The organism is Chlorogloeopsis sp. ULAP01, from assembly GCF_030381805.1.
Classification (GTDB): Bacteria; Cyanobacteriota; Cyanobacteriia; order Cyanobacteriales; family Nostocaceae; genus Chlorogloeopsis.
On the sequence record NZ_JAUDRH010000019.1, the window covers coordinates 175,114 to 200,857 of the forward strand.

The following is a 25,744-nucleotide window of genomic DNA, read 5'->3' on the forward strand; positions in this document are numbered from 1 at the left end:
AACTTCCTATATTTGATGAGCCAGTACAATAAAGATTTGAGCAGCTTTATGCCGTCTGTGAGTAGCATTACGCTTTCACTCCAGCCAAAATCAAATTAATCGCTTCCTGAGTTTGCCGCTCAATCATTTCTGAACTGAGAAGTTGCCGACTCGGATCGAGATACTTCAAATTTTCGTGGGCATTAAAGTAAAATGTGCAAACTCCCAAAATATTGATCGTGGTCAAAAATGGATCGAGCGATCGAAACACACCTTCAGCTATTCCACGTTCTAAGAGAGTTGCCATACTCCAGAAACTTTTCTGCCAACCGCTCATCTGACCATATTGCCCCTGATTTTGGATAGCTTCATAAAACCACAGCATTCCGCGATGTGGATAATTGGCTCCGTAAGCAATGCCACTGCGAATGTATGCTTTTAAGGCTTCTTCTACGGGTAAATGGTCTGAACCAAGCTGTTGAAATGCTGTATCCAACTCGCTGCCGATCCGTTCCATTACTGCTTGATAAAGTCTTTCCTTACTTTCAAAATAATAATAAATCATCGCTTTTACAACACCTGTTCGGGCAGCGATCGCATCGATCCGCGTTCCAGCCAAGCCATAGCGGGCAAATTCCTGTTCGGCGGCATCTAAAATTTGCGCCTGAGTTGCCTCGGCATCTCGAACTTGACGAGGCTTTTTTGCTTTTCGTCTGAAATACTCTGAAGAATTCACACTTGTCCTCTGATACTTGCAGCATTAATGCTAACTGAAAATTTGGTTAGTTGTTGACAAACTCTTTGTCGCAGCAGATACTAACTGAATATATAGTTAGTTGTTGAGGCTCAACTCATGAATCCGATCTTACCGGGTGCGCCTTGGTTGATTGCTCATCGTTCTATGCTAGGGATAAATCGTCCCCATAAGGTGACATTAAATGAGCAGGACTACGTTCTATGGCAAAATGATCGGGGTGAAATTTTCGCTTTGAACAATGTTTGCCCTCATATGCAAGCGCCACTATCAGATGGCTGGATTTGCCAGGAAAGAGGAACGATTACCTGTCCATTCCATGCTCTAGAGTTTGACGGTGAGGGGAGATTATATCGAGAGGGTAAACAACAGACGCAACCAATCGCGCAGCCACTCAAGCTTATAGTGAAGAGAGATTGTGTTTGGAGCTATGGGGATTGCGAATCTCGCGTGGCTATTCCTGAAATTGTTGAGCAAATTGCATCGGAATATGATTTTGTCGGGATTGCTGGAGAAAAAACGATCCAGGGGGACTTCTTAAGTACCTGGTTAATCAATTCTGATTTCAATCATCAAAATGGCACCCATCGGGAGCTATTTCAGATTGTTCAAAACCAAATGACAGAATTTGATCAAGATGGCTTTTGGTATAAGGTAAAACAGGAAAGTACGAGAGCTGATAACTCACTTAGAGAACTTTTGCTTAACCCAGTTTTGTTAACTATCCCAAAAGTTCTCAAGAGTACCGTTGAATACTTTTTCCCTTCCGTTTTAGTGCTTTATGCCGAAACAGGAGCTGGGCCTTTTGCTCAAGTGGTTGTGCAATATCCGCAGCAACACAATCAAACCAAGATTTATGAATTAATCTTCGCCAAGCTAAAACCTACTTGGGTAAAGCCTCTTTTACGTCAATCAATGCTAAAAGCCATTGATGTGATTGTTGAGCAGGATACGACCGCGATTGAAACTCGCTATCCTCGCCAACCTGGCAAGGTTAAACTTCCCGGTGAAGAAGTCATGATGTATGCTGAGAAACTTTATCATGAATGGTAGCCGTTTTCTCAGCCAATGACTTTTTTGTATACGCTCTGCACAAGAAGTTCTTGAAGTTGCCTTACGCTTGCTGGATGCATATGATCGCGCTGAAACTGAATGGGTGGAGGATGTGAGAGAGAAAATAGATGCGGCAATTGCTCAATCAGAGCATACACCACCTGTTGACGGTGAAACTTTTGTAAACCAAATTTTAAAACGGTGAACAGCAACGTTGGGCAGCAACGCTCCGTCTGCGATAATACAGCCATATGGGAATATAAAAGAAAGAGTTCACAGCCGATGAACCATAAAGATGCGACACCTCTACGGTTTGCTGACACGCAACTCACGACAGGTGTACGGCTCCATTATGCAGAGCAAGGTAGCTCTGCTGGTCATCCGATTATCTTGCTCCACGGCTACACAGATTCGTGGTTTTCATACAGCCGCGTACTGCCATCCCTCTCTTCGGTCTACCACACCTATGCCCTAGACCAGCGGGGTCATGGTGACTCTGAGCGGCCTTCAAGTGCGTATGACATACCGGACTTTGCTGCCGACGTGGTTGCGTTTATGGATGTGATGAGACTGACGCAAGCAACACTAGTCGGGCATTCAATGGGAAGCCTCGTGGCACAACAGGTGGCTCTCAATGCGCCGGAGCGTGTGGCGCGGCTTATTCTAGTCGGCTCGGCAACCAATATGCGTTCCAAAGATGTCTTCCAGCTACAGCAAGCAGTTAACGCGCTTGACGACCCGGTACCCCCGGAGTTTGCACGGGAATTCCAGTTGAGTACCATTTATCACTCAGTACCCGACGACTTCCTAGACAGGGCAGTCGCGGAGAGCCTGAAGCTACCAGCACGCGTGTGGCGTGCCGCTTTGGCAGGACAGCTTGCCGTAGACTACACCGCCCAAATCAATTGCATTCAGATGCCGACACTGGTTCTGCGGGGCGATCACGATACGATATTCTCACAGAGCGCCCAGGATGCTCTAGTGGTTGGTCTAGCGAATGCAGTCTTGAAGGTTTATCCAGAAACTGGTCACGCGCTCCACTGGGAGCGTCCAGACGAGTTCGTTCATGACATAGAAGCCTTCATCATCCGTACGAAGTCGCCGTAGAGCACATTTTATTTTTGTGCTGATGCTGCTGTGCATAAGAGCTTTTGCTTACGAACCCGCTACCCAACAAACGCAAACCAAATGCTCAAACTGTTCCTGAGTCACTTTGAAAGTATCTGGAAGGTATAGCAAAGGTTTCATAGCAGGAGCGCAGATTGCTACCATTTTATAGTAAGAGGTAACTGGTCATTGATCTGGTAAGTAACTTTAAAAGATTCATCCTAGAGTGCAGCCCTATGTCAGACTTGTTGAGAAGAATTACGATTAATCCAAAACAGTGTGGTGGTCGCCCTTGCATTCGAGGTATGAGAATTAGGGTATCAGATGTACTGGACTTATTTGCGGCTGGACTGAGTGCTGAACAAATCTTAGAAGAAATGCCCGATTTGGAGGCAGATGCTTTAAAAGCAGCACTTTTATACGCCTCGCGTAAGCTTAATCATCCAGTTTTGGTGGCATGACGATTTGGATTGATGCACAGTTGTCTCCTACGATCGCAACTTGGATTACCAGCACTTTTGGAATAACAGCATTAGCTTTACGCGATATTGGTTTGAGAGATGCTGAAGACTCTGAGATTTTTGAGACAGCAAAAGCTCATGGGGTTATCTTCATAACTAAAGACAGCGACTTTGCTGATCTAGTCGATCGCCTTGGATCGCCACCACAAATTATCTGGTTAACGTGTGGGAATACTTCAAATGCTCGATTGCAAGAGATTTTGAGTGCTACTTTGCCCTAAGCACTAGAGCTTTTACAAGCAGGTGAAGCGTTAGTCGAAATTAGTGGAGACTAGCAGTGCAAGCTCACAAACAATTGCTCAATCAGGTAACTAACTTTAACACTCAAAAGCAGTGCCAATAAGATGGGAGACTAAGTTTAAGTTGTGAATGAGCAACCTGCAAACACTCAAATAGCAGAATTTTTGTCTCACTCCTCAAATGCAGGTATTGTGCAAATGCCGGGACGCAAATTTCCTGGTATTGTCATGCAAGGAGATATTTTATTGAACCTTTTTAGAGCAAGTTTGTTTCAGTTTACTGGATGCCAAGTAGCGTAGAGACCAACAGGCATATTATGAGTTCTTAATGTTTGCTGAAATGCTTCAGGGACAATTGCTTTACTACGAAAAAACTTTAGATAAACTGGAAATACCTCGGCCGTAATTTCCGTCAATTCGGGAGCGGCTGATTCAAGATGATTACGATTCTTGAAGACACTTGATCCTCCTATTCCAAGAATAGAACGATGACTGAGTTACTTGAACAAGCAATTTCAAGACTTAAAACTTTGCCTCCTACTGAACAAGACGCGATCGCAGCCATCATTCTAGAAGAACTCGAAGATGAAGTTCGATGGGATGCTACCTTTGCTAAGTCCAAAGATGTTCTTGCTATCCTTGCAGGCGAAGCAATAGCTGAGTATCGTGCAGGTAAAACACAGGAGTTAGATCCCGAAACATTGTGAAGTCACGCACTACCGCCCAATTTCGTAAAGCGTTTGCGGGACTGTCTGAGCAAGTTCAAGAGCAAGCACGTGAAGCATATCGCCAATTCAAGCAAGATCCAAGTCACCCAAGTTTACGCTTCAAAAAGGTGCATCCAGAAATACCAATTTATTCTGCTCGAATCAGCAAAAATTATCGGGCAGTTGGACAGCTATGTTGGACAGCTATATGGAGATACGGTCATTTGGTTTTGGGTCGGTTCACATATAGAGTATGACAAGTTACTCTTGCAGTTATAGCGACAGTAATTAACTTTAACAGTCAAAAGTAGTGGCGATCGCTTATCCTTAAATTCAGTCTGATTTCAATTATTTTCTGTGGGCAAAAGCCGCGAACCATTCGTTAGTCTGTTCCTTTACCACGCCTTTAAGTGGTCTGTTGTTAGCCCGATGCTGCACGTTTACTTTCGGGGTAAAATTTATGGTGCAGAAAATGTGCCTAAAAATGGGCCTTTGCTGGTAGTCAGCAATCATGCTAGTAACTATGATCCGCCAATTGTGTCCAATTGTGTAGATCGGCCTGTGGCACACATGGCGAAAGAAGAATTATTTAAAATTCCCGTTTTAAAACAAGCGATCGCTTTATATGGTGCTTATCCAGTCAGTCGAGGTACAGCCGATCGCGCTGCTATCCGTGCAGCCTTAAATTATCTAGAACAAGGGTGGGCTGTCGGTGTTTTTTTACAAGGCACTCGTACTTTAGATGGACGCATTACAGATCCAAAACGAGGTGCAGCGTTAATTGCTGCTAAAGCAAAAGCACCACTGTTGCCAGTTAGTTTATGGGGAACTGAAGCTATTGAGCAAAAAGGTGCTGTCATACCTCGTTCAGTTCCCGTAACAGTAAGAATTGGAGAGTTGATAGAAGCACCAACTTCTACGGATAAAGAAGAATTAGAGGCTGTAACGCAAAAGTGTGCTGTGGCAATCAATAAGCTACACGATCTGGGGCGATGAGTGCAAGCCTTTTATGGGTATCGGAGGAATATTTTTCTTATACCCTTTCTTCTATCAAGTAACCAGGGAAATATGCACTAGGGAAGTGGTGATTGTAACTTAAAGTCTGTAAGTTTAGGTTTATCTGAAGGCTAAAGTATAGAGGATTCATACTTTAGCCTTCACTTTTATCCTTCTGTTTAAGCTTTTTTTAAATCAACTATGAGTGGCTTTGGAGCCAATAATTTTTGGTCGCGGCTAAATAATCTTGCCTTAGTCCGCTTCTTGCTTTTTGTTGCTTCTGGCTGGGCAATTGTACAGCTTTTGGCTTATTTTGAATCGGTAATTGTTATTTTTACCTTTGCCACTATTTTAGCTTTTTTACTTAGCTATCCTGTACAGTGGCTGCGACGTTTTTTACCCCATAGTCTTGCAGTTTTTGTGGTTTTTTTACTTAGTATTGTCATTATTGGAGGTCTTGTAATTAGTATTGGTTTAACTGTTTTATCTCAAGGACAACAATTAATAGATAGTGTCACTGCTTTTTTAAATTCTTTAGCACCTATGTTAGAACAAGTAGAGACATTTTTACGAGAACGAAATCTACAAATAGACTTGAGTATTATAGATGAACAACTTAGGAATCAGGCTATATCTAGATTGGTGACAAGTATAGCAATTTTACAATCAATTTTAACTAATTTTGTAACTTTCATTTTAATTGCGGTTGTTGCTTTTTTCATGTTACTAGATGGAGAAAAGCTTTGGTACTTAATTGTTAAGCAAATACCAGTACAACGACGAACTAGATTTACAACTGTGATCAGACGTAAATTTTTGGGATTTTTTCGAGGTCAGTTGTTATTAATGTTATTTTTATCAAGTACAACTTTTATTGTTTTTTTGATATTAAAAGTGCCTTTTGCATTGATATTGTCATTAATAGTAGGGGTGCTTGACATCATTCCCGGTATAGGAGCAACATTAGGAATTGGTACAATTACTTTGATTGTATTATCTCAAGGTGTGTGGTTAGCTCTAAAAGTATTAGTGGTTTGTATTATTCTTCAGCAAATTCAAGATAACTTAATTGCACCTCGCATAATGCAAGGAGCTTTGAATCTGAATCCTGTAGTTGTATTTTTTGCTTTACTATTAGGTGCAAGAATAGCAGGATTGTTAGGAGTTTTTATTTCAATTCCTGTTGCTGGAGTGATTGTTTCTTTGTTTGAGATTGATGAAATGAAGGCAGAGGTTTAGGTTTTGATCTTTGGTCATTAGTCAATAGTCATTAGTCTTTTGTACCATAACTCTTGACCAAGACAGCTAGCGGCAATTAATCCAAACCTGCATATATAAGGAAAGGGATGAATCTCGGTCTTTTGGTAATTCATGTAGATTATGTTTAGTATAGTAATTAATACTAGTTACTAATAGCCAATGACTAATCAAGATTTAAGGGCAGAGTTAACAGAAAATCTGGATGAAGCAGAGTGGGAGTGGCTGGTTCCCCATATGCTGCGAGATGCAGTAATTGTAGTAAATCCAGAATTAGATATATTGGATGTGGGGGTAGCTATTGCTAGTGATAATGTCTCAGAAGTGCAAATTTGGATTGATGAAGCACTTATTGCCAAACCCTCAACTACCCAGATGACTGAATGGAATAGCGATCGCGCTAAACGATTTAATACTCTGATTGTGCAGCCATTTGTCCTGGTACAAGAGAAAGTAGCGGCATAGTTACGGTTGGAATTCTAGTGAATGAGCAAGAATAGAAAGCTAGTCATATAATGTTTATTTAACAGTTTTTGTCTAACAAAACCCATTCCCATTTAAGATTGGGATGGGATTTTTGATTTATTGATAAGGAAAAATCATAATTGTTTTGTCTGCATTACTACTAGCTAGCCTCTTCCCATCCGGGCTAAAAGCCACAGCATAAACTGCACTTCGATTTTCTGTAAAAGTACGAATTTCTTCACCTGTATCTACTTGCCATAACTTAAGAGTCTTGTCTTGACTACCACTAGCTAATAATTTACCATTTGGGCTAAAGGCTACAGAATAAACTTCATCTGTATGTCCCATCAAAGTGCGAATTTCTTGACCACTTTCTACATCCCATAGCCTAATAATTTTATCTTGACTACTACTAGCTAATAATTTACCATTCGGGCTAAAAGTAATAGAATAAATTCTTCCCCAAGAATTAGAATAACCTTTGAGAGTCAGGAATTTATTTTGTGTAAGGTACCAAATTTTTATAGTTCCATCATTATCACCACTACCACTAGCTAGCATCTTGCCATCTGAACTAAAAGAAACACATAAAACTTCATCTATATGACCTGTAAGTGTATAAGTTTCTTGCTGCTTTTCTATATACCAAAGCTTAATAGTTTTATCTTGACTAGCGCTAGCTAAAATTTTACTATTCGGACTAAAAGCTACTGAATTTACTCTCTCTTTATGTCCGGATAATGTACAGATTTCCTGTTCTGTGCGTACATCCCATAATTTAATTTTTATCCCATCATTGCCGCTAGCCAATATATTTCCATTCGGACTAAAAGCTACTGAATTTACTCTCTCAGAAACTTTGATGGTACGAGGTTCTTGATTAACTAAATGCCAAATTTTGATAGTTTTGTCATGGCTACCGCTTGCTAGTGTTTGCCCATCATTACTAAAAGCAATAGACACTACTCGCTCTAAATGTCCTTGGAGAGTGGATACAAATTTTAAGTTCTGGATGATTGTTGGCTGTGATTCAGGTATAGCTACTACTGGCACAAATACCTTAGTTGCTTCTGGATCTGGCTGAGGCTTGAAGTTTTTCTTTTCCTCTGGTGGTGATTGACTTTGCAAAATGGTGGTTTGTTGTTCTTGGGGTTTTAGTGATGTTTGTTGTGTAGTATTTTCTGTTTTTGTTTTTTTATTTAAAATCTCTTGGTGAAGTTGCTGTTCTACTTGAGTTATTGACTGTGTTAACTTTTGCAGTTCTGTTTGAAGTAGGGCGATCGCATACTTAAATTCTTCTGTCTGTTTTTCAGTATTTGTATTCAGTTCGGCAATACACTGTTGGAGCGGCTGAATTTGTTGCTGAGTATTTGTATTTAACTGTTGTGTAAAGGACTCTATTTGTGATAAGCGCTGATTAATAGCGTCAAGATTAGGCGCTTGTTGGAACTTCTGTAATTGCTCCATTTGCTGCTGAGTACTTTTACTCAATTGTTGTGTAAAAATATCCAGTTGTGTGAGGCGCTGTCTGAGTAGTTCAAATTGCTGATGAGTAGCTGTATTTAACTGCTGAGTAAAGGTATCAAGTTGGGCAAAATACTGCCTGAGTGGCTCAATTTGTTGCTCTGTAGTTCTGCTCAATTGGTGTGTGAAGGCATCAAGCTGGGCGAGATGTTGTCTAAGTGGCTCAATTTGTTGTTCAGTATTTCTACTCAACTGCTGCCTAAAGGAATCGAGTTGTACAAGTCGCTGCCGAACCGAGTCAGTAGATTGTTCTTGCTGGTGGCGTTGTAATTCCTCTATTTGTTCTTGAGTTGTTTGACTTAAATTTTGTGTAAAGCTGTCAAAGTTCTCTAAACGTTGTCGGAAAGGATCAATCAATTGATCTAATTGAGCGATCGCTGTTTGCTGTTGCCGTTCGTTTAAATTCTTCAATCTTTCCCGATTAGCCACATTTAAACCAATAGCTACAGTCAAAGGAGCTGCTGCATAGACAGCTTGTTGAGTTACTGCTGCCACCAAGGTTCCAAGTGCAGAGGCATACAGGGAAACGTATTCAGTAACTTCTAGCCAGTGGAGTTTAGTCATAAGTGGACTGTGCTGTACTTGCTGCTGAAATAGAAAACAGCCAGAAGGCGCTCTTGGGAGTAGAAAGGTTTTCTCTCATCTTGTGCCAAGCATATTCTTTGAATCTGTGCCGAAAATTCCCCATTGTGACAGCAGATAAATAAAGGTACTGCCTGAAGGAGCGAGACGGCAACTCACGATGTAACAATTTTTCTGTCTCCAGATAGAAAAGATTTCATTAATGTTCAGGATTTTCAAGCGATCGCTCATACTAAAAAAGATTGTCTTCACCGAAAATTCATGCTTGGTTTGCTTAGAAATCCTTTTGACACCACTCACACTCCTCACAGTGGATATCATTGGGACGGTACTAGCCGTCGCTTTTTTGAAGGTTGGTATTACCGGGTAACTTTACCTGGCGAGGCTCAATCCTTTGCCTTTATGTACTCTATCGAAGACCCCGTTGGTGGTAAACCCCATAGTGGAGGTGCAGCACAAATTCTCGCTCCAGATGATGAATATTTGTGCCGTACTTTCCCAAATGTCAGCAAGTTTTGGGCAAACCAGGAGGAGCTGGCATTGGGACATTGGGGTAAAGCAGATTTAGATATTAAACCTGGTTACCTGCTCAGTGCCGATTTTGAACGTTATGTACAACAAGGCTATCAAGCGACAGCTACCCTAAATCAGGGAGCAATTTTTGACCCTGGTAGTGGCAAATATTGCCGTTGGCAGTATGAAATTCAGCCAGTATATGGCTGGGGGAACAAAGGCAGCATACAGCAATCAACCGCAGGTTGGGTGTCATTTTTGCAGATTTTTGAACCTGGTTGGCAAATTTTGATGGCGCATGGGTTGGCTAGCGGTTGGATTGACTGGAATGGCAAACGCTACGAGTTTACTAATGCCCCTGCTTATGGCGAGAAAAATTGGGGAGGCGCTTTTCCCCAAAGATGGTTTTGGGCAAATTGTAATAGTTTTCTCGATCAGCCGGATCTAGCTTTAACAGCTGGTGGTGGTAGACGGGGAGTTTTGTGGTGGATGGAATCTGTAGCAATGATTGGGTTGCACTATCAAGGGAAATTTTATGAATTTGTTCCTTGGAATTCTCAAGTGAGCTGGAATATTCAGCCTTGGGGTAGCTGGCAAATGCAAGCAAAAAATTCTCAATATGAGGTCGAGTTACTTGGAGCTACTGATTTACCAGGTACTCCCCTACGCGCACCTACAGAAAATGGTTTGATATTTTGCTGTCGCGATACCTTACAGGGACGGTTAAATTTAGAATTGCGAGAAATTGGTGGTAATCAAAAGAGAACAATCCTCAAAGCATCTAGTTCTCTATGTGGATTAGAAATAGGCGGGGGCCCTTGGAACAATAGCTGGCAGCACGATTAAAAATGATATTATGGGGAATGGTATCTATTGGGGCTGTAGCTCAGTTGGATAGAGCGAGCGCCTCCTAAGCGCTAGGTCGCGCGTTCAAGTCGCGCCAGTCCCGTTCCCCCTCAAATCTTGAAATCTCTGTAAGGACTTGGTTTCAGGGTTTTGTTATTTTGGTTTAATAGCTCAAATATAGTACGTAAGCACTATTTGGCATTGATCTTATAATTTCTAATGAATATGGACTGAATATAGACTCATATTTTATTTTTGAAATATACGTAGTAGGGTGTGTTAGCGAAGCGTAACGCACCTTGCCAAGACTTTGGTGCCTTACGGACTATGTCCTAACGCACCCTACTCGATAACCTCTAATGAATATGATATGTTAGTCCGTGTTAAGCTGCGACTTAAAATTGTACCAACGTTGTCCAGCAGCTATAAAACAAAATTGCAAGAGTACTTTGCATCTGCGCAAATAATAGATAAAATCTAGCATCGAATCTGTAATCAGTACCCATTGCTTTCAGGTACTGAATTACGGTAAATGAAGTTGGAAAAATGACTAAGATCTAAATTTAGACATATTTTCACAACTCTGTAAATTTATACTATTATTCTTTTTCAAGAAAATTCTATTGAAGTTGCCAAAGTTATAAAACCTTGAAAAAGCTACTATTTACAGCAATTTCTTCCCCATTCATGCTCCTAATCCTACCACTAGCACTGTTATGGAGTTACAAGGAAATACAAAGTCAATTACACCAACCACAGGCAATTCTCGTTTTAGGTGGTTCTACAAGAAAATTAGAACGAGAAAAGTTTACGGCAGATTTTGCCCGTAGGCATCCCAATTTACCGATTTGGATTTCTGGAGGTAGCCCTCCAAGTGTGACAAGAAAAGTGTTTTCCAAAGCAGGAATCGACTCTAAGCGATTGCATTTAGATTATCGGGCGAATAATACAGTAGAAAACTTTACGACACTTGTGGGTGAGTTGGAAAGCACTGGTATTAAAAGTGTCTACTTGATTACTTCTGACTTTCATATGCGACGTGCCACTGTTGTCGGCGAGATTGTTTTGGGTAGTAGGGGAATCAATTTTAAGCCAGTGTCTGTTCCTTCTGATAATTCCCCGGAACCACTAGCAAAGTCTATTCGTGATGGAGTCAGATCTTTAGTTTGGGTGGCAACTGGTTATACAGGAGGAAATCAGTTGCAAGACGAGCATTAACCCTGAATTTAGAATCTTAAGGACGAATTCTTACAAAATTATTAAAGTAAATTTTAATCGTTCTACCGTAAATATACTGAATTGTTTATATGACTATGCAAAATATTTCCGTAAATATTCCGGAATTTATTTTGGCAGTTTAGTATATAGTTAATGTGCGGTGAAAAACCGCAACTAATTCCAAGAACTATACCGAATCAATTAACTATTACCAACTATCTAAAGTTAGTACTCTATCCCCTTTCCGAGAACCGGAGAGGGGATAGTATTTTATGGAAAAATACAACCATTGATACTGATTAATTGGGACTACTTATTTCTAGGGTTGAATTATTCTGATGCTTTTCAGTTTATATGCAATGAAGTACCCATTTAATATCCGATCTAGTACATTTTATCTAATAGCTAGTGTTGCTACTTTGCTTTTTAGTACAAGTACACTGGCGGCAGAAAGGGTTGTTTTTACATACAACATTTTTCGTGAATCAGTATCAGTAGACGAATTAACAAGCTTTGCTGAAACTGGAGAAGCTTCGCCAAGGTTAAATTATTATTTAAACCAAACTAATCAAGATCCACAGACAGTTCGCAATGTCTTAACTCAAGAACTCAACGCCAGCCCTGTTGTTTTGGATCGAGCGCTGAATAACCCAATTGGTGAATTTTTACTAGATCGAATCAGTCAAACAATTCGTACTCCCTCCAATCGAGCAAATCGACAAGCTTTACGATCAGCAATAGTATTATCTGCTAGCAAAGACAATAGAGTTTCATTAATTGAAATTCTTCAAAATTATCCGACAACAGAAGTTTATGTAGAGGGCGATCGCCTGGCTGCAACTTATAATCAACTCAGCATTTTGATAGAAGGTTTACAAAATATATTGGGTAGTCGTTAATCATTTTGATTACATAGCCGCCATGAAATTCAACCTGATAACGAAGCTAGTCTTCCCTTGTGCCTTCTATTTCAAGGCATCACTCTAATGATGGATGTAACTTCACAGTATAATCTGCCATGATCTGGAGTTGCGATCGCGTAGCGTACTGTAAGTAATCGCTACCATTGCCGAGTCGCAATGCAGCAAGTGCAAAAGCCATGATGAAAAGGCGAGTTTTTTTCCAGCAAAGTGTAAGCATCTTTGTTCTGGTAAACTTATCTGCGGTTAGTTGGGCTGCTACTGATAGTGGCGATACACTAGTTATGCCTACCGGGAGGAGCGATCGCTCGAAAAGGGAGGTGCAAAATATGAAATTGGCAAGTAGTGTACTTGAAGAAAATGACTTCATTCCTGCCAAATATACTTGTGATGGCGCGGATATTTCCCCTGCCCTAAGTTGGGATGAACCTCCACCAGAAACCGAAAGTTTTGCCCTGATTGTAGATGATCCTGATGCACCCAAGCGAACATTTGTTCATTGGGTTGTCTACGATATACCCGCCAAAGCTCGACAATTATCAGAGCAAATAGCAACTGTAAAAACTTTACCTAATGGTGGTGTTCAGGGAAAAAATGATTTTGGTAATCTTGGTTATGGTGGGCCATGTCCTCCTAGTGGCACCCATAGATATTTTTTCAAACTTTATGCATTAGATAAAAAGTTAGGCTTACAACCTGGTGCTACCAAAAACCAGATAGAAGCTGCGATGGATGGACATATCTTGGCAACAGCAGAATTAGTTGGACGCTATCAACGTCAGCGATGAGCGGGAGATAAGGAGACACGGGGACAAAAAGACAAGGGGACAAGGGGAAGAGGGGCAGAGGAGCAGGGGAGAGAACAACTAACCACTAATTACTAATACCAATTCTGTATGAAGATGCGCTTAACGAACCACATAGACGCGGAGCGGCTTCCCGCAGGGTAGGACGCAAAGAACACAAAGAGAAGAGGTATAGAGAAAATTTGGCGCAGCTTCACAAAGAAACGGTATAACCACTAACTACTAACCACTAACTACTATCCAATAACCAATGACAAATGACCAATGACTATTGACTAACCACCATAATATTCTTCAAAAACCCAAGCACCGTGAAATCCATAGGGTACGCGTTGGGGAAGTAGCACTCGTGCCACTGGTTCAGATGTAACATCCTGAGCGTTCACGACTACAAGTTCAGAAGTTTCAGAAGCGCGATCGTAAACAAAAGTCACAAGCCAACCATCATCCTCACTCTTTGTCACTCCGTTAGGAGTACGAGGTACAAATACTGCTTCTCCACCGTAGCGCCCTTGTCCAAATTCATAAGTTTGGGAATTGCCATTGTGGAGATTGTATTTGATGATTCCATCAAACAAAGGTATGGAACTTTTTGCCATTTTACCAGCGTAGCCATATTGAGTTTTACGTCCCAACAGGTATTCATTCACGCGGGGAAATTCTGAAGGCATATCGTCTAGCATTTCTTCGTGTACAGTTCCACTAGTCAAGTTAAAACGCCAGCGATGCAGGTGAGGAATATTTCCTTGAGGATCGCTTTGAGAGTCTTCAGACGCTAATACTGTCGTGGAATTCATTCGACAAGCTATAAGTACAACTTCGTCTCCTTCCTCATAGGCATTGAGGGTATGGAAGACATAGCAAGCCGGGGTTTCAAACCAACGGATATCACCATTGTCACCGTGACGGGGAAGAATACCAAAGCGACTGGGGCGATCGCGCTCAAACATCATCAAAGGCTCTCCCCTTTGCATCCGTTCAGGGCTAAAAGTTAGCGGCAAATCCATAAAAATTGTGTAGTTTTCGGTGATAGCAAAATCATGCATCATCACGGGCATTGGCAAATCAATAGGTACTGTCCGCAAAAGTTCACCACTAGCTGAAACCACACCATATTGCAGGTAAGGCGGACTAAAGCTATAGCCAAAAAACATCATTTCCCCTGTCACCGGATCTACTTTAGGATGAGCGGTAAAAGGAGAAATTAGTTTGCCATTGTAGGTGTACTCACCAATAGTTTCTAACTCAGGAACTTTGATGGCGTGAGGCGCACCTCCTTCCCACAGGGCGAAAAATTGACCAGCGTGCCATACCAAAGCAGTGTTAGCAGTATTCTTGTAAAATCCATAGGGGTTATTTTGTTGTGGTGGTTCTAATAACCCAGTCCAGATAGCTTTACCTGCTTCATGCTCGATTTCCCATCCTCTTGTTCGTACGTAACGGTTACGGTAAGTAGCTCTGCCATTGCTAATGCGTACACCGTGCAACATTCCATCTCCATCAAACCAATGGTATTGACCGATCGGTGTCCATTGAGGGTTGGGGCCATTTCGCACGAACATTCCCGATAAGTCGGGAGGTAACTCACCTATGACTTTGAGAACATCGGTGGTAATTTCATGACGTACAGGCGCAAAGTTGCCATCGAGATAGGGATTGACTACTGTGGCTACCATAGTGTTTTGTCAAACTGAGGGTTAATATATGACTGGTTCTTTCTATATTTTGGCTTGGGAATTTAGTGGTTTGGAGTGAGGATTTGCGGCTCAGTAAGAATATTTATACTGCGCAAAGCTACTATGCTACTTAATATTAGAACGTGGTATATTTAGCAGTTACCAATAAATATTTAAGTATTAAGTTAGCTTGACATTATGCATAATTGAAAGCTACAAAGGTATTTCTCTAATTTTAATATTTTTAATTGACTTGGCTATCTATGTATAAAAAATCAACTAGAACCATAATATTGGCAGTGGCAGCGATCGCACTTTTGTTTATTCTAGCTATTCCTAGTTTAGCGATGCCAAATAAGGTTATTGCTCAAAAACCCAGAATTGATTGTTCTAAAGCGACTACTACACCAGAACTTAAGTATTGTTCTCAATTATCCTACACAGCCGCAGACAAAAAACTAAATCAGGTTTATCAAAAAGTGATATCAACCTTAAACAGAGAACCTAAACAATTACTAATTACAGCAGAACAAGCGTGGATTAAGTTTCGTGATAATAACTGTAATTTTGAAGTTTATAGTTCTCGCGGTGGAACAGGTTATGAAATCTTTCGTAATGGATGTCTCGAACGGCTAACTAAACAACGCACCAAAGACTTAGAAGATTATTTAACGGCTAGGTAATTAAATAGGAACTAAAGATCCCCGATTTTTTGGAAAAATCGGGGATCTTGTTCATTTTCCCCAGAAAGTAAGTAGTTACTATTACATTTATCACAAATTTTATTCAATTATTGCGAAAAATTATTGTGAATAAATCTTGGTAAAGTATCAATATCTATCGAGAGGAGTAATGCTAGTCTTATATACATAAGGCACAAGCAAGATGAAACTTCAACCAAAGAATTTTTTAGATCGGAGCCTGTGCCACCTGCTCCCGTCTATTCGCAATCAATCCGATTAGGATGGCGTCCAAGAATGTGTTTTCGCCTTGAGTATATCGAGTTGTTTTGGAGGTAATTGAACGCACAGCCAAGAATGCCTGCCTAGCTGAAATAAAGGATGCTCTAGTCGGAAGATAAGAATAAAGATTGCGAATTTTGTTCACCTTAGTTTGAGTTACTTGTATCTGACTTTTAATTCTAATAAACCTGTTGGATGGTTAGTAAACTGCCGTTAGCTAGTGACGTTCCTCGGTCATAGTTAGCGGCAGTAAAGTTTTATATATTTGCTTAATTTTGTAATGTAATCACAGTTACTTCTGGTGGACAAAAAAGCCGTCCTGGTGCGTAAGTTCCTAAGCCACGATTGACGTATAGCTGATTTTCTCCCACTCGATGTAAACCGTATGCCCATTCCCAATGTCGCACCACCTTAGCGCAATCTGCTCGCAAGAATGGTATCCACAGCCGCACTTTTCTGGGAATTCGGCGAATCAGCTTTTTGTAATAAATAACCGCAGGGCCAATTCCTGGTATAATAATTTGACCACCGTGAGTATGGCCAGATAGTTGCAAATCTACCCGCCATTGTTGTAAAAATTCAGCAGTATCAGGATTGTGAGATAAGACGATACACGGTTTTGCTGGATCTAAATTGTTCATTACCAGTGCAGGTTTAAATTCCCGCGACCAATAATCGGCTAGCCCTACTAATAATATTTGTTCTCCCAGTGGATAAGCGATTTCATTCCAAAGAACTTTAACATCAATACTAGATAAGGCACTTGTAATTTCTGCTTTTGAGTAGCGGTAGTATATATCATGGTTGCCAAGTACAGCGTAAATACCAGCACGGCTTTGCAGATGTTTGAGTCGCTGTACTAGCTTGTGTATTGGAGTTGGATCGTCGGTTATATAGTCACCCGTTAGTACAACTAAATCTGGTTCAGCTTCATTACTGATTGCGATCGCTTGTTCTAACATTTCTTCCGACAAGCGCAACCCATCGTAGTGCAAATCTGACAACTGCACCAGCTTCGTACCTTGCAACGATGCTGGCAAGCCCTCAATATTAACTGTCAGTGCCTCTACACTTAAATTTCCAGACAACAACCTGTGCATAATGCTGACATCACTCCTCATACCAGCGCTTTCAGCTTAACATGGTGCGTAAACATGAAATCACTGATGCACTGTTGCATAATCTACCTTTAATCCCCGCTTAATCATCGCTATCTTTCAAAGAGAGTATGCATTCATAATTTGGAATAAACTATCCCTTCAACCTTTCTTATAAAGGAGAAAGGAGAGTAGTGGGAGAAACATATAACAAAAGATAAAATCGCTGCTGAAGAAGGCGTTAGGCTATATGCATAGCCAGTAATTGTTTTATTTTGCCGTTCTGGAGAAAAAGTAACTAATGATACTTGCACCCTCGGAAGAAAAGATGTGGGAAAAATCGCCCACGAAAAAAAATAGCGATACCAAGACCGATGAGGAGATTAATGCTAAATACGAAAAAGGAGAGAAAAGAATACTCACTGAAATGAATCGTGAAAAACTTCCTAATTTTGTGGAAGCTTTAAAAAAGCCTGGCTATATGGATGTGCAACCTTTTTACCAGAGAAGATCCCGTTGGGATGAAAAGAAGCAATCACGGCTTATTGAGTCATTTCTTATCAATATTCCTGTTCCTCCTATTATTCTTTATGAAAAAGATTATAATTCTTATGAAGTAATGGATGGGCAACAGAGAATTACTGCTCTGCGTGATTTTTATGAAAACAAATTAGAATTAACAGGCCTAGAACTTTGGCCAGAACTAAATCAACGTACTTACGATCAACTTCCTGCAAAAATTAAAGCAGGTATTGATCGTCGCTCCATATCATCCATAGTTCTAATTACAGAATCTACTTCCGATCCCGAAGAAGAGCTTTTCTTAAAACGAATTGCTTTTGAGCGTCTGAATACGGGAGGTGTAGCACTCAGCCCACAGGAAGTACGAAATTGTTTGTATTATGGTAAATTTAATCAATTATTGTTGGAATTAACAAGTAATTCTATATTTGCCAGTGCTTGGGGAATTCCTCTAGAGAATCATGAAGAGTTACCTCAAAATAATCTATACAAAAAAATGGAAGATGCCGAATTAGTTCTTCGCTTTTTTGCCTTACGGCATACAGATGACTTTCGTAGAGGAATGAAGGAATTTCTGGATCTCTATATGATGAAGAGTATGAATTTTTCTGAGGAAGACATCGAAATTCTCAAAAGTATTTTTATTAGGACTATAAGTTTAGCTAACCAAATTTATGGAGAAAATTTATTTAAACCTTACGATCCAAAAACTAATACTTGGAGTAAAGAGGCTTATAAAGCTTATTATGATGCAGTTATGGTTGGTTTTAGCAAGCATTTGGAAGATGCAAGCGTGTTAGTGGAGCGTAAGCAAATAGTAATTGAAGAAACAAAGAAGCTGTTTAGAGAAGATAAATCAAAGCTCTTGACAGGTGCTGGAAAAACAAAAACTGATATCCAAGAGCGAATAAGACTATTTGATAATATGTTGTCTAATGTCATCGCCAAGTAAAAAGCGATGTTTCAGGAGCTTTTAATAACAGTCAAGGCGAATATTTCTACTGTTCATTCCATTATCAAGACTAACGATAAACTTAGAAAAATTGCATTTGGAGAAGAAACTATTATAAAACAAGAATTGGATCAGCAAGCCCAATTCATTATTAGTTTTCTCATGGAGGATATACCTAAAGCAAGAGATTGGCGAGTTTACGATCACTGCAGCGCAGTGACGCGATTATACGCTATTTACGAACGTTTTATTGAGGAGTTAATTAGTGAGTGGCTAGTACTTATTCCAGGATTATTTCCACGTTATTTAGACTTGGATCAGAGCATCCGAAATACCCATCAGATTGGTGTCGGGAGATTGCTATGTGAATTGAACAAAAACAGGTATGAACACCTTTCTATTGAGGAAGTAGTTCGCGGTTTGTTTCGTGGAGTTACTGGTGAAGCGGAATACGAGTTACTAGCGGATGCATTTCTTTTTCATGAGCAGAACTTACGTCAAGAAACCCTAGAAAAATTGTTTGCTAATGCTGATATACCAAATGCATGGGCTTGGGTAGTTAAACATAGAGCCATAAAGTATTTTATAGAAGAAATTCGTGGTAATCAGAACACTGTAGAAGGAGAATTAAATGAACTTATTAGCTATCGGAATGATGCAGCTCATGGATCACCGATAGACGACTTATTAGGTTTAAATGCATTGTTGGAGTTGTGTGATTTTATCGAGGCATTGTGCCAAGCGTTGGCTGAATTGGTAACTTATCAAGTGATTGAGCGCAAGAAATCAATAGGACAAGCTAGGGAAATTGGTAAAATTACAGAGTGGTTTAAGAAGCCAAAAGCTGCGGTAGCAAAGATTGAGGAAACTATTTTATCAGTCGGAGAAAGTCTTTTTTTAGTTGGTGAAGCATATTGTTTGTTAGCTACTATTCAGAGTATTCAAATTGATGGAGTTACAAAAGATAAAATACAAACAACTACTGAGATGGAGTTAGGGTTGAAGTTTGATGTAGATGCTAGAAAAGAGTTGCGTTTGTATCAATTGAGAGCTTAAGGTAGTGTGATTTTGAGCATTTTATAAGCGGGGTTTAGTGATAATTTGAGTTATCAGGAAATATGGTATATCCAAATCAAACCCGCCCCTATTAATTAACTACACCCTCACTCCTTCAATCATACTGAATATAATACCTATAATACCTAAAATCATCAATAATTTTTAATCATATCAGCGGCTTTTTCAGCAATCATAATAGTAGGTGCATTAGTGTTACCACCCACAATAGAAGGCATAATTGATGCATCCACAACTCGTAAACCTTTTACTTTATGGACTTGGAGTTGAGAATTAACCACCGACAGAGCATCATAGCCCATCTTACAAGTACCAACTGGGTGATATAAAGTTTCTGCCATATTACGAATAAAAGTGTGAATTTCCTCATCATCTTGTATCTGAAATCCAGGGAATAATTCCTCACCCCGAAATTCATCAAAAGCTTTCGTTTGTACTAATTTGCGAGCAAGTTTTACACCTGTCACTAAAACTTCTAAATCAGCAGCTTTTTCTAGATAATTTGGCTGAATAATAGGTGATTCAAAGGGATTATTAGAACGTAAAGTAATCCTACCTTTACTTTGAGGATATACAAGAGTAGGAACAAAAGTAAATCCATGTCCTTCTGGTTTCGTGAAGCCATGATTTAAGAAATATGCAGGAACGAAATGGAATTGTAAGTTGTAGGTTTTCAAATCAGACTTAGTTTTGATAAACCCACCTGCTTCTGCAACGTTAGTTGTAAGAGAGCCACTCTTAAAAAGTAAATATCTTAAAATATTTTCTGTTTTTTCAGCATTTGCTAGAGATATATTTTTAATACATTTATAGACAATGGGTACGCATAAATGGTCTTGTAAATTTTGTCCTACACCAGGTAAATCGGCTACTACTGGAATTCCTAAAGCATTCAATTGTTCCTTGCAACCAATGCCTGATAACATTAATAACTGTGGTGAATTAATAGTACCACTCGATAAAATTACTTCTTTAGTAATTTTTATTTCATGATTGCTACCATTATGAATATAATTTAAGCCAATAGCTTGTTGATGAGCAAAAATAATTTTGGTTACTTGGGCATTAGTTTTAACAGTTAAATTTGTTCGATGTAAAATTGGCTTTAAATAAGCTACTGCTGCACTGTGTCGTTTACCATATTTCTGAGTTACTTGATAAAATCCTACTCCTCCCCGTTCTATACCATTAAAATCATGATTTAGCACAAAACCAGATTCTAATGCTGCTTTTATAAATGCATATGAAAGTGGGTTAATACAGCGTAAATTAGTAATATTGAGAGGCCCATCTACACCATGAAATTCATTTTTTAATACTTCCTGATTTTCAGCTTTTTTGAAGTAAGGTAATACTTCTTTATAACTCCAACCTTCATTACCTAAATCGTACCAATTATCATAATCACGCCAGTCGCCACGAATATAAATCATGGCATTGATAGAACTACTTCCGCCTAAAAGTTTACCACGAGGCCAATATAACTGTCGATTATTTAAGTGAGATTGCTTTTCAGTATAATAAGCCCAATCATATTCAGTTTTAAATAGTTTGTAAAAGCTCGCTGGAATATGAATTTCTTGTTTTTGATCTGGTTTTCCTGCTTCCAAAAGTAGTACTGTAGTTGTTGGTTCTTCTGTTAAACGATTAGCCAGAACACAACCTGCTGAACCTGCACCAACAATTACATAGTCATACATTGAAGATACCTCATCGTAATTTTTTAATAATAATATTTGTAAGTGGCACTTTTATATGACTCATTTTTATTTTTGAAATATGCGTAGGGTGTGTTAGCGAAGCATAACGCACCTTCCAAAGACTTAGATTTTTCAAAAATCAAATCGGATTACTATATTTAATTAGCCTTACTAATGATTTATTATTAAATAATTTTAATTCAGACACATTTTTTTAAGACACAAATCCTTGGCTTCTGGTAAGAAGTCGGGAATCTTGTTTATCACAAATATCTTAGACTACTATTTTTCGTTTATCCCAAAATCTATTCTTTGCATCTGTCAAAACAGCCAAATGCTGCGAAACCTATTTCTACCTACGGTGGGGTTAATCCATAAGAGCTGATTTATAAGATTTTGTGAGTGAGGTGCAGTTAATAGATATCTGTAATTTTCACTACGCACTTTTGGTAAAGCAACTGGAGACATTTTATGACATTTGCAACTGATGAAAGAACAAAACAGGCTGTAGAGCAATTTCGCGGCTTTGATGTTGATACTCAATTAGCATTACTGTGGTTCGGGTATCTAGATATTAAAGATAAATTGATACCAGCAAATCAAACTTCTGCACAAGATACTGCTGCTGCTTTGTACGATCAAATCCAAGCAAAGTCTAAGGAAGAACAGCTACAAGCACAACGCGATCTCGCTAGCCGTGCAGATACGGATATTAGCCGTGCCTATACTGCTTTGAGTTCTAGCGCCAAATTAGATGTATGGTTGCGTCTAGCACGAGGCATGGAAAACGATATTATTATTCCAATGCCCTCTGACTATAAATTGCCCGAAAACACAAAAGGTTTCGTGGATACCATCAAAAGTTTGGAATTTGAACAGCGCGTTGATTTCACCCGTAGTGTTGTGATGGAAATGGGTGCTAAGTAAGTAGAGGATAGGAAATAGGGAACAGGGAGCAGAGAAAAACTGTAACCTGTTCCCTGTATCATGTTACCTACTGAAGTGCCTCCTATTCAGGACGCAGAATGCCATACTGAATCAGATCAAAGCGCTTTCCCTCACGTTGGATAAAGCTGCACTGAATTTCTTCTTGACGAAAACCCACTTTTTCATGAGCTTTCATTGAGCGGATATTATAGCTAATGGTTGTTGAGCCTACCCGATAGAGGTTTAACTCCCGAAAAGCATAACCGAGAATAATTTGCAGCGCATCTGTGCCATAGCTTTTACCCCAATATGCGCGATCGCCAATCGCAATACCTAGTGATGCAACCTGGTGCATCCACTGGATCGCAGCCAAACCAACTAAACCATCTTCATTTCCAACTCTTTAGTTGTTGCCTCAGTTCCTCTATATCTAAACAATCGCTAGCAAAAGCTTTGCGCAAAAGCGGGTGAGGAATAAAGCGATCGTACTTTTGCATTTCTGGTGCTTCCGCATCACTTAATAAATCTTCTGCTGTAATTCTTTGTTCACATAAAGAGATAATTTCTGGATATAAAGATTGAATTTTATCCTTACCTAATTTCAGAGTTAGAAAATAGGGATTTACACAGTTAATAATTTTAATTTCTAAAGATTCCCGACAAAAAGAATTAAGCAATCTTTCAAGAGTGCGAAAAGCTTTCGTACCTAACCAGGGGAAAATACAACATTGATTTTTTGCTAATTGCACAATATTTTTTTGAGCTAATCCATCATTTTGGGCTAGTTTGCGAACTGACTGCAAACGTTTGCTCGCATTCTTTTGTAAGTAAGGATATTCTACATCTTCAATCAATACCTGTCGCATCCTTTGTAAAATCCGTGTATGAATAGAACCACTACCGCCACGCCAAAAAATACTTGCTTCTCCTTCCACTGGCTTAACTAATATAATCTTTTTTTTGAAGTCAATTTCTACAACTTCCCAAGTTTTACCTGCCAACGCAAACTGATTTCCAACAGGTAGTGGCATGACGATACTACCAATTTCCGTTTTATCTTGTTTAACACTATATTCTTCGTTATCTGGAAATACAGCATAAAATTGAAATTTACTAACTATCTTTTCTCCTCCCAATCCCAAAATTAATTTGCCCTGTTCGGCTAGTTGAATATGATTAATGTCAATTAAATAGCGCAGTAATAATTTGAAGTCTTCCTTAGAAATATTATTAAAAGATGGTAAATTAAAAACTTTCTGAGCAAGGGCTGTTGGCGAAATTGCTCCAGAGACTGCTAAGATGCTCATTGTCTGATGATATAGCAAACTAAACGGATATTGAATTGGTTTAATTGGTTCTATCCATCGCCCTTCTATATAAAGTTGAATAACTGCAATACACTGTATAAGTTGCCAAGGGATTTGTTCTGGTAGAGTTGCTTCTGGTGATAGCTTTTCTTCCCCACAGACAAAGCGCATATCCGCAGATTCACCTCGTCTTCCTGTGCGTCCCAAACGTTGTAAAAAACTGGCAACAGATAGCGGTGATTCTAACTGAATCACTCGTTCGAGATAACCAATATCTATACCTAATTCTAAAGTTAAGGTTGCTGCGGTAACAGTGGGTTGGTTGGGTTCGCGCATCGCATTTTCAGCCACTTGTCGCAAGCTAGCAGATATACTACCATGATGCACGTAATAGTTATCTGTTTGTCCTTCCTCTGTGGCAATTTTTCGTAAAGATGTAATGACAGATTCGGTTTGGGATTTATTGTTAGCAAAAATTAGACACTTACGAGATTTAGTGAGATTATAAATATATCTTTCATAGGCACTTATTTCTGAAATCTCATTATATTGACTAAAATAAAAATGTTCTAAAGCCAGTTTAATTTGTCGCTTGCCTACCTCAATCTCTGGAGTAATAACTGGTTTCTCTGTTCCGGAACGCAACCATTCTTCAGCCATTGAGTAGTCGCCGAGAGTTGCTGATAATCCAATTCTCCGGGGTTGTTTTTGTGTCAAATTCTCTAAACGTGTCAACTGACAAAGAATTTGACCGCCTCTTTCTGTACCCATAAAAGCGTGAATTTCATCGATGATGACAAACCGTAAATCACCAAAGATACGAGTAATATCGTGATATTTATTTATTAATAGGCTTTCTAAAGATTCTGGAGTGATTTGTAGAATGCCTTGGGGATTTTTCAGAAGCTTATTTTTATGGCTATGAGAAACATCACCATGCCAATGCCAAACAGGAATATTTGCTTCTTTTAGTAAATCATTAAGTCGTTCAAATTGGTCATTAATTAAAGCTTTAATGGGGCCAATATACAATGCACCGATGCTGATAGAAGGATTTTCGTGTAATAGAGTTAAAACCGGTAGAAAAGCGGCTTCTGTTTTGCCAGAAGCTGTACCCGCTGCAACTAATAAGTGAGCCTCAGTATTAAAAATAACTTGACAAGCCGCAATTTGGATTGGTCGTAATTCAGTCCAATTGTGATTGTAAATATATTCTTGGATAAATGGTGCGAGTCTAGAAAAAGTAGCATTGCTCATGGTTAAACAAGAAGATACCTGGCATTGCTAGCGATTTTAGCAAAGAGGTAGTGTATGACTCGCCACTATGATCCTGAATTTGGAAAATAGCGATCGCATCTGTACGAAACTGTTTGTTACTTATTACTCTTTCACAAGTACAGAAAAATACTTACCCAAATTGGCATAACTAAAGAATTTAGTCGTGCTTCACATTTAAAATAGATACTTTTCTACAATCTGGGTTAAGAGACAAAATACGAAATTTTTACTAACAAATCAAATATTTTCTATGTCACAAACCTTGATCTAGATTGATTTACGGAAAAACTGAGTAATTAGCTGAATTTACCCATTGGCTTCACTACAACGAAAAAAGGGTGGAATATCCACCCTAGAATTTTTTCAGTTGACATCAAAAGTCTGAAGATTAACGAACACCTGCTGTGGTTTCATGCGCATTACTGTATGAATTCATAATGCTATGAATCGTTCCATAAACTTTAGTGTAATTACTTTCATGGTAGTTACCATGTAAAGCAGAACCAGCAGTATGAACGGTAAAATCATCAAATGCTACTTCTTTGCCACCCCAAGTATATTTAACGTCTACATCACCATCTACATAAATCTTGTCAGCCCAAGATGCATAATATTCGTTGCGATTTGAATTGGTATGAGAATCAAGATGTAAGTTAGTTTTTGTTGTAGTGTGGCTATTTGTCCACTCGTTACGAACAAAAGTTTCACCAGCCAAAGCAGGGGTAGCAAAAAAAGCAGCCAGAATTGCCAAGCCAAGAA

29 protein-coding genes, 1 tRNA gene and 1 pseudogene are annotated in these 25,744 nt (G+C 39.4%); 20 read left to right on the plus strand and 11 right to left on the minus strand.

Going from position 1 to position 25,744, the window contains the following annotated elements:
• Positions 1-67 precede the first annotated feature (67 nt).
• On the minus strand, positions 68-715 hold the full coding sequence (locus QUB80_RS31080; RefSeq protein ID WP_289793310.1) for a TetR/AcrR family transcriptional regulator: 648 nt from the start codon (positions 713-715) through the stop codon (positions 68-70).
• Positions 716-832: 117 nt separating this feature from the next.
• Here QUB80_RS31080 and QUB80_RS31085 point away from each other — a divergent pair, with 117 nt between their 5' ends.
• The 11 genes from QUB80_RS31085 to QUB80_RS31135 all read left to right on the plus strand — a co-directional run bounded on the left by QUB80_RS31085 (position 833) and on the right by QUB80_RS31135 (position 7,078).
• Entirely contained in the window at positions 833-1,786 is a 954-nt protein-coding gene (locus QUB80_RS31085) for a Rieske (2Fe-2S) protein (protein WP_289793311.1), read from the plus strand.
• A gap of 67 nt (positions 1,787-1,853) precedes the next feature.
• The gene (locus QUB80_RS31090; RefSeq protein ID WP_289793312.1) at positions 1,854-1,991 is read left to right on the plus strand and encodes a hypothetical protein; all 138 of its coding nucleotides are present in this window, start codon (positions 1,854-1,856) and stop codon (positions 1,989-1,991) included.
• Complete coding sequence (locus QUB80_RS31095; protein ID WP_289793313.1) at positions 1,988-2,893, plus strand: alpha/beta fold hydrolase; 906 nt, start codon at positions 1,988-1,990, stop codon at positions 2,891-2,893. The genes QUB80_RS31090 and QUB80_RS31095 overlap by 4 nt, the downstream gene beginning before the upstream one ends.
• Before the next feature lie 236 nt (positions 2,894-3,129).
• Complete coding sequence (locus QUB80_RS31100) at positions 3,130-3,354, plus strand: DUF433 domain-containing protein (protein ID WP_289793314.1); 225 nt, start codon at positions 3,130-3,132, stop codon at positions 3,352-3,354.
• The gene (locus tag QUB80_RS31105; protein ID WP_289793315.1) at positions 3,351-3,635 is read left to right on the plus strand and encodes a DUF5615 family PIN-like protein; all 285 of its coding nucleotides are present in this window, start codon (positions 3,351-3,353) and stop codon (positions 3,633-3,635) included. The genes QUB80_RS31100 and QUB80_RS31105 overlap by 4 nt, the downstream gene beginning before the upstream one ends.
• A gap of 144 nt (positions 3,636-3,779) precedes the next feature.
• A complete protein-coding gene (locus QUB80_RS31110; RefSeq protein WP_289793316.1) occupies positions 3,780-3,953 on the plus strand; it encodes a DUF6959 family protein in 174 nt (57 codons plus the stop codon).
• Positions 3,954-4,141: 188 nt separating this feature from the next.
• Positions 4,142-4,360, plus strand: a complete 219-nt coding sequence (locus QUB80_RS31115) for a hypothetical protein (RefSeq protein ID WP_289793317.1) — start codon at positions 4,142-4,144, stop codon at positions 4,358-4,360.
• The gene (locus QUB80_RS31120; RefSeq protein WP_289793318.1) at positions 4,357-4,617 is read left to right on the plus strand and encodes a ParE family toxin-like protein; all 261 of its coding nucleotides are present in this window, start codon (positions 4,357-4,359) and stop codon (positions 4,615-4,617) included. The genes QUB80_RS31115 and QUB80_RS31120 overlap by 4 nt, the downstream gene beginning before the upstream one ends.
• A 100-nt stretch (positions 4,618-4,717) precedes the next feature.
• Positions 4,718-5,356 (plus strand): lysophospholipid acyltransferase family protein, encoded by a 639-nt coding sequence (locus QUB80_RS31125; protein ID WP_289793319.1) that lies wholly within the window; start codon positions 4,718-4,720, stop codon positions 5,354-5,356.
• 201 nt (positions 5,357-5,557) lie between these two features.
• Complete coding sequence (locus tag QUB80_RS31130) at positions 5,558-6,595, plus strand: AI-2E family transporter (protein ID WP_289793320.1); 1,038 nt, start codon at positions 5,558-5,560, stop codon at positions 6,593-6,595.
• Positions 6,596-6,775: 180 nt separating this feature from the next.
• Positions 6,776-7,078, plus strand: coding sequence for a DUF2288 domain-containing protein (locus QUB80_RS31135; RefSeq protein WP_289793321.1), 303 nt, complete (start codon positions 6,776-6,778; stop codon positions 7,076-7,078).
• Positions 7,079-7,195: 117 nt separating this feature from the next.
• Here the strand turns inward: QUB80_RS31135 and QUB80_RS31140 are convergent, their stop codons facing one another.
• Together QUB80_RS31140 and QUB80_RS31145 are read right to left on the minus strand one after the other, a co-directional pair.
• Positions 7,196-9,166 (minus strand): WD40 domain-containing protein, encoded by a 1,971-nt coding sequence (locus QUB80_RS31140; RefSeq protein ID WP_289793322.1) that lies wholly within the window; start codon positions 9,164-9,166, stop codon positions 7,196-7,198.
• On the minus strand, positions 9,159-9,353 hold the full coding sequence (locus QUB80_RS31145) for a hypothetical protein (protein WP_289793323.1): 195 nt from the start codon (positions 9,351-9,353) through the stop codon (positions 9,159-9,161). The genes QUB80_RS31140 and QUB80_RS31145 overlap by 8 nt, the downstream gene beginning before the upstream one ends.
• Positions 9,354-9,445: 92 nt before the next feature.
• On the opposite strand from QUB80_RS31145, the gene QUB80_RS31150 reads away from it, so the two are divergent.
• The 4 genes from QUB80_RS31150 (at position 9,446) to QUB80_RS31165 (ending at position 12,660) form a co-directional block, all read left to right on the plus strand.
• Complete coding sequence (locus QUB80_RS31150) at positions 9,446-10,543, plus strand: tocopherol cyclase family protein (RefSeq protein ID WP_289793324.1); 1,098 nt, start codon at positions 9,446-9,448, stop codon at positions 10,541-10,543.
• Between the two features lie 29 nt (positions 10,544-10,572).
• A tRNA-Arg gene (locus QUB80_RS31155) sits at positions 10,573-10,646 on the plus strand.
• Between the two features lie 584 nt (positions 10,647-11,230).
• Positions 11,231-11,761, plus strand: coding sequence for a YdcF family protein (locus QUB80_RS31160; RefSeq protein WP_289793347.1), 531 nt, complete (start codon positions 11,231-11,233; stop codon positions 11,759-11,761).
• Between the two features lie 359 nt (positions 11,762-12,120).
• A complete protein-coding gene (locus QUB80_RS31165) occupies positions 12,121-12,660 on the plus strand; it encodes an alpha/beta hydrolase (protein WP_289793325.1) in 540 nt (179 codons plus the stop codon).
• A 79-nt stretch (positions 12,661-12,739) separates the two neighbouring features.
• On the opposite strand, the gene QUB80_RS31170 is transcribed toward QUB80_RS31165, so the two are convergent.
• Complete coding sequence (locus QUB80_RS31170; protein WP_289793326.1) at positions 12,740-12,862, minus strand: hypothetical protein; 123 nt, start codon at positions 12,860-12,862, stop codon at positions 12,740-12,742.
• Here QUB80_RS31170 and QUB80_RS31175 point away from each other — a divergent pair.
• Positions 12,861-13,469: a YbhB/YbcL family Raf kinase inhibitor-like protein gene (locus QUB80_RS31175; protein ID WP_289793327.1), complete on the plus strand. Its 609-nt coding sequence runs from the start codon at positions 12,861-12,863 to the stop codon at positions 13,467-13,469. The two genes, QUB80_RS31170 and QUB80_RS31175, sit on opposite strands and share 2 nt — an antisense overlap.
• Positions 13,470-13,762: 293 nt before the next feature.
• On the opposite strand, the gene QUB80_RS31180 is transcribed toward QUB80_RS31175, so the two are convergent.
• Positions 13,763-15,163 (minus strand): carotenoid oxygenase family protein, encoded by a 1,401-nt coding sequence (locus QUB80_RS31180; RefSeq protein WP_289793328.1) that lies wholly within the window; start codon positions 15,161-15,163, stop codon positions 13,763-13,765.
• Positions 15,164-15,426: 263 nt separating this feature from the next.
• Between QUB80_RS31180 and QUB80_RS31185 the strand changes: the two genes are divergently transcribed.
• Entirely contained in the window at positions 15,427-15,846 is a 420-nt protein-coding gene (locus tag QUB80_RS31185; protein WP_289793329.1) for a lysozyme inhibitor LprI family protein, read from the plus strand.
• Between the two features lie 226 nt (positions 15,847-16,072).
• On the opposite strand, the gene QUB80_RS31190 is transcribed toward QUB80_RS31185, so the two are convergent.
• A complete protein-coding gene (locus QUB80_RS31190) occupies positions 16,073-16,270 on the minus strand; it encodes a hypothetical protein (RefSeq protein ID WP_289793330.1) in 198 nt (65 codons plus the stop codon).
• 124 nt (positions 16,271-16,394) lie between these two features.
• Positions 16,395-17,225 (minus strand): metallophosphoesterase, encoded by an 831-nt coding sequence (locus QUB80_RS31195; protein WP_289793348.1) that lies wholly within the window; start codon positions 17,223-17,225, stop codon positions 16,395-16,397.
• Positions 17,226-17,523: 298 nt separating this feature from the next.
• Between QUB80_RS31195 and QUB80_RS31200 the strand changes: the two genes are divergently transcribed.
• Together QUB80_RS31200 and QUB80_RS31205 are read left to right on the plus strand one after the other, a co-directional pair.
• Positions 17,524-18,696 carry a DUF262 domain-containing protein gene (locus tag QUB80_RS31200; RefSeq protein ID WP_289793331.1) on the plus strand — a complete coding sequence of 391 codons (1,173 nt, stop codon included), beginning with the start codon at positions 17,524-17,526 and terminating at the stop codon, positions 18,694-18,696.
• A 6-nt stretch (positions 18,697-18,702) separates the two neighbouring features.
• Positions 18,703-19,752: an MAE_28990/MAE_18760 family HEPN-like nuclease gene (locus QUB80_RS31205; protein WP_289793332.1), complete on the plus strand. Its 1,050-nt coding sequence runs from the start codon at positions 18,703-18,705 to the stop codon at positions 19,750-19,752.
• A gap of 155 nt (positions 19,753-19,907) precedes the next feature.
• Here QUB80_RS31205 and QUB80_RS31210 read toward each other — a convergent pair whose 3' ends face one another.
• A complete protein-coding gene (locus tag QUB80_RS31210; RefSeq protein WP_289793333.1) occupies positions 19,908-21,473 on the minus strand; it encodes a GMC family oxidoreductase in 1,566 nt (521 codons plus the stop codon).
• A 471-nt stretch (positions 21,474-21,944) separates the two neighbouring features.
• Between QUB80_RS31210 and QUB80_RS31215 the strand changes: the two genes are divergently transcribed.
• The gene (locus tag QUB80_RS31215; protein WP_289793334.1) at positions 21,945-22,400 is read left to right on the plus strand and encodes an orange carotenoid protein N-terminal domain-containing protein; all 456 of its coding nucleotides are present in this window, start codon (positions 21,945-21,947) and stop codon (positions 22,398-22,400) included.
• A gap of 82 nt (positions 22,401-22,482) precedes the next feature.
• On the opposite strand, the pseudogene QUB80_RS31220 reads toward QUB80_RS31215, so the two are convergent.
• From QUB80_RS31220 to QUB80_RS31230, 3 genes and pseudogenes are all read right to left on the minus strand, one after another.
• A pseudogene (locus tag QUB80_RS31220) lies at positions 22,483-22,779 on the minus strand (GNAT family N-acetyltransferase); the annotation flags it as partial.
• A 10-nt stretch (positions 22,780-22,789) separates the two neighbouring features.
• Positions 22,790-24,964, minus strand: coding sequence for a DEAD/DEAH box helicase (locus QUB80_RS31225; RefSeq protein WP_289793335.1), 2,175 nt, complete (start codon positions 24,962-24,964; stop codon positions 22,790-22,792).
• Between the two features lie 409 nt (positions 24,965-25,373).
• On the minus strand, positions 25,374-25,744 hold a 371-nt coding region (locus QUB80_RS31230), incomplete at its 5' end, for a hypothetical protein (RefSeq protein WP_289793336.1).

Coding starts and splice junctions, on each gene's coding strand:
- QUB80_RS31085 (WP_289793311.1), top strand. CDS start 833: ATGAATCCGATCTTACCGGGTGCGCCTTGGTTGATTGCTCATCGTTCT.
- QUB80_RS31100 (WP_289793314.1), top strand. CDS start 3,130: ATGTCAGACTTGTTGAGAAGAATTACGATTAATCCAAAACAGTGTGGT.
- QUB80_RS31105 (WP_289793315.1), top strand. CDS start 3,351: ATGACGATTTGGATTGATGCACAGTTGTCTCCTACGATCGCAACTTGG.
- QUB80_RS31115 (WP_289793317.1), top strand. CDS start 4,142: ATGACTGAGTTACTTGAACAAGCAATTTCAAGACTTAAAACTTTGCCT.
- QUB80_RS31130 (WP_289793320.1), top strand. CDS start 5,558: ATGAGTGGCTTTGGAGCCAATAATTTTTGGTCGCGGCTAAATAATCTT.
- QUB80_RS31135 (WP_289793321.1), top strand. CDS start 6,776: ATGACTAATCAAGATTTAAGGGCAGAGTTAACAGAAAATCTGGATGAA.
- QUB80_RS31140 (WP_289793322.1), bottom strand. CDS start 9,166: ATGACTAAACTCCACTGGCTAGAAGTTACTGAATACGTTTCCCTGTAT.
- QUB80_RS31150 (WP_289793324.1), top strand. CDS start 9,446: ATGCTTGGTTTGCTTAGAAATCCTTTTGACACCACTCACACTCCTCAC.
- QUB80_RS31160 (WP_289793347.1), top strand. CDS start 11,231: ATGCTCCTAATCCTACCACTAGCACTGTTATGGAGTTACAAGGAAATA.
- QUB80_RS31165 (WP_289793325.1), top strand. CDS start 12,121: ATGAAGTACCCATTTAATATCCGATCTAGTACATTTTATCTAATAGCT.
- QUB80_RS31175 (WP_289793327.1), top strand. CDS start 12,861: ATGATGAAAAGGCGAGTTTTTTTCCAGCAAAGTGTAAGCATCTTTGTT.
- QUB80_RS31170 (WP_289793326.1), bottom strand. CDS start 12,862: ATGGCTTTTGCACTTGCTGCATTGCGACTCGGCAATGGTAGCGATTAC.
- QUB80_RS31180 (WP_289793328.1), bottom strand. CDS start 15,163: ATGGTAGCCACAGTAGTCAATCCCTATCTCGATGGCAACTTTGCGCCT.
- QUB80_RS31185 (WP_289793329.1), top strand. CDS start 15,427: ATGTATAAAAAATCAACTAGAACCATAATATTGGCAGTGGCAGCGATC.
- QUB80_RS31195 (WP_289793348.1), bottom strand. CDS start 17,225: ATGCACAGGTTGTTGTCTGGAAATTTAAGTGTAGAGGCACTGACAGTT.
- QUB80_RS31200 (WP_289793331.1), top strand. CDS start 17,524: ATGATACTTGCACCCTCGGAAGAAAAGATGTGGGAAAAATCGCCCACG.
- QUB80_RS31205 (WP_289793332.1), top strand. CDS start 18,703: ATGTTTCAGGAGCTTTTAATAACAGTCAAGGCGAATATTTCTACTGTT.
- QUB80_RS31210 (WP_289793333.1), bottom strand. CDS start 21,473: ATGTATGACTATGTAATTGTTGGTGCAGGTTCAGCAGGTTGTGTTCTG.
- QUB80_RS31215 (WP_289793334.1), top strand. CDS start 21,945: ATGACATTTGCAACTGATGAAAGAACAAAACAGGCTGTAGAGCAATTT.
- QUB80_RS31225 (WP_289793335.1), bottom strand. CDS start 24,964: ATGAGCAATGCTACTTTTTCTAGACTCGCACCATTTATCCAAGAATAT.